This window comes from Streptomyces sp. NPDC005070 (assembly GCF_053600395.1).
Genome location: NZ_JBSFZS010000376.1, coordinates 1 through 2,385 on the forward strand (window position 1 = coordinate 1; position 2,385 = coordinate 2,385).

At 70.1% G+C, this 2,385-nt stretch carries 3 protein-coding genes and 1 pseudogene; 3 read left to right on the plus strand and 1 reads right to left on the minus strand.

The features are described 5' to 3' along the window. Positions 1 to 164 precede the first annotated feature (164 nt). Together ACWEBX_RS39225 and ACWEBX_RS39230 are read left to right on the plus strand one after the other, a co-directional pair. Complete coding sequence (locus tag ACWEBX_RS39225) at positions 165 to 776, plus strand: hypothetical protein (protein ID WP_451889483.1); 612 nt, start codon at positions 165 to 167, stop codon at positions 774 to 776. Positions 777 to 1,138: 362 nt separating this feature from the next. Then, positions 1,139 to 1,357, plus strand: coding sequence for a hypothetical protein (locus ACWEBX_RS39230; RefSeq protein ID WP_451889484.1), 219 nt, complete (start codon positions 1,139 to 1,141; stop codon positions 1,355 to 1,357). Between the two features lie 67 nt (positions 1,358 to 1,424). Here the strand turns inward: ACWEBX_RS39230 and ACWEBX_RS39235 are convergent, their stop codons facing one another. Continuing rightward, complete coding sequence (locus ACWEBX_RS39235) at positions 1,425 to 1,625, minus strand: hypothetical protein (RefSeq protein WP_451889485.1); 201 nt, start codon at positions 1,623 to 1,625, stop codon at positions 1,425 to 1,427. A gap of 208 nt (positions 1,626 to 1,833) precedes the next feature. Here ACWEBX_RS39235 and ACWEBX_RS39240 point away from each other — a divergent pair. Continuing rightward, a pseudogene (locus ACWEBX_RS39240) lies at positions 1,834 to 2,385 on the plus strand (hypothetical protein); the annotation flags it as partial.

Here is a 2,385-nt window from a genome sequence, read left to right on the forward strand (position 1 = left end):
GACGACCATCAGAGCGAGATCCTCGCCGGCGTTCTCGGCCAGGCCCGCAACAAGCACATCAGGGCCGCGGTGAAGCAACTCCACAAAGACGGCAAGACCAGCTGTAACGGAGTCGGCGACGTACGCAAACTGCGCGTCACCCCGCCCCCACAACGGCGGCAACCATGACCGCAAACCGCCGCGACATCCAGCGGCTCACCGACCACTTGCGCTCCAGCCTCGGCGACGGACCGTTCCCCGCGCCCGGCGGCTGGACGCACATGGGCGCCGTCATCTGCGACGCCAGCTTCCAGGCGCGCCGCAACTACGAGACGACGATCCGCCCGCGGCTCCTGGCACTGCAAACGGCCTGGCCGGACGCCTGCACCGTGCAGGGCTTCCAGACACGCCTGGCCACCTGTGACCTCGCCACCGCCATGAACTTCCACGACTCCTACAGGGTCACCATCGCCCACCGCATCACCGACCTGCTGGCCGCCCACCACGTCGACACCCGCGACGACCTGAACGCCTGGCTCGACCAGGCAGCAAACCGCGCTGCCCTGCGGACCGTCCACGGCGTCGGCCCCAAGACGGTGGACTACATCGGCAACCTCGTCGGCCGCTCCCAGATTGCTGTCGACGTCCACCTACGTGCCTTCGCAGCCGACGCCGGCCTCCCCGCCCTGAACTACCCGCAACTGCGCGCCGTGTACGAGGCCGCTGCCGCCCAGCTCGGGTACGACCCAGCCGGCTTGGAGCACGCCGTCTGGCGCATCAAGGCTCAGACGCAGTAGGGGGCAGCCAGACTGGCGCACTCGCCGTCTTCGGAGTGCTCAGCGGTCGCGAGCCGCACGCCGCCATCGGATGACGCGTCTCTTGACCACAAGAGTCCAAGCCCTGTTCACGGCGCGATGGAACCCGGGCTGGGATCCGCCAACCGCAGTCGTGAGGGAATTTGCCAGGCTAGCGGCACACGCGTCGCCAGCACGAAGAGGACACCGGTCACCAGCCCTCCAACACGGGCAAGACCGGCGCGCAGCGCCGAGCAGAGATCAAGGACATTGCCGACCGCCTCGGCCTGCCCCCGCTCATCCGGCCTGGCACCCTCCAGATCCTGCTCGCCGTCGCGCCTTCGGCTGGCCTGACCGCCATCGAGATGGGCGCCGCCTGGCGGGCTGCCTCCGGATTCGCGCACGGCTGCTACTGGCTCAACCTGCGAGCCTCCCAGCCCCGCGCCGCCTGGCAGGCAGACGACGGCACCCACACCCTGGCCCTGGTTATCGACGAGGACCAGCACCGGCCCCTGGCCCAGTACTGCCACCGCATGCTGCGTCGACTGCAGGAGCACTACACCGCGCACGCCCAGGCCCACTGACACGGCGGGCAGTAGCGCCCTCTGCCCGCTCCTTGATCCTGGTGAACCGGTTCCGCGATGGAGACCGTCAGGAGAGCACCTGGGCGAGCACGCCGGTGAGGGCGATGGCCAGCGCGAGGACGGCGGCGAAGGTGGCTGCGGCGCGCATCAGCGCGGCGGGGTAGGTGGCGCCGTCCAGGCGCGCGAGCACGCTGGCTGCCGCGGCTGCGAGGAGGGCGAGTACGACGATCAGGCCGGTGCCGAGCAGGACGGTGGCGAGGCGGTTCACGGTGATCTCCCCGAAGAGGACGGATGCTGACCCGGCCCAATTTCACGGAACAGGTGTCCGTCCGGGTCCGGCCGGACAAAGATGGACTTGTTCGGACGTGCGGGACGCAGGGGGGCATGTGGAGGGGGACGTCGATGGGCATAGAGCAGCGGCACTGGCCGAGTTGCGGGCCCGCCTGAAGGACGCCGTGGCTCTTTCAGGATTGGGCATGGACCAACTCGTCGGCCGCATGACCACGAGCACGGGCGGGGCAGTACGCCGCAGCACCCTCTTCCAGGCACTTCAGTCCGGCGCTCCCGTCCCGACGGCGCGGACGGTCGCCGCGATCGCGGGCGGGCTGACGTTGTCGAAGGAGCAGACACGGGAACTGCTGGACTTACAGCGCACTGCGGACGGCAAGCCTGTTCCAACACCGGAAACGACCTCAGGGCAGGGCCGGGTGTTAGGCAGGCCGGTCGCCGAGTGGGATCCGCACGACCTGGAAGTCCACCCTGCCGGGACCGGCCTCGCCAGCCTGGAGCGGGTACTGCCCCGTTACGTGCCGCGCGCCCACGACCGACTCCTTGCCGACGCCGTGCGCGAGGCGACGGGAGGCCGGAGCCGGATGCTGGTCCTGGTCGGCTCGTCCTCGACCGGCAAGACGCGGGCATGCTGGGAAGCCGTACAGCCGCTCGCCCAGGACGGATGGAGGCGACGCCACCGTGCTCGGCGCGCGGACCGCGGGCTGGATCGACACGGCCACGGGTCCGGAGGCACGGCA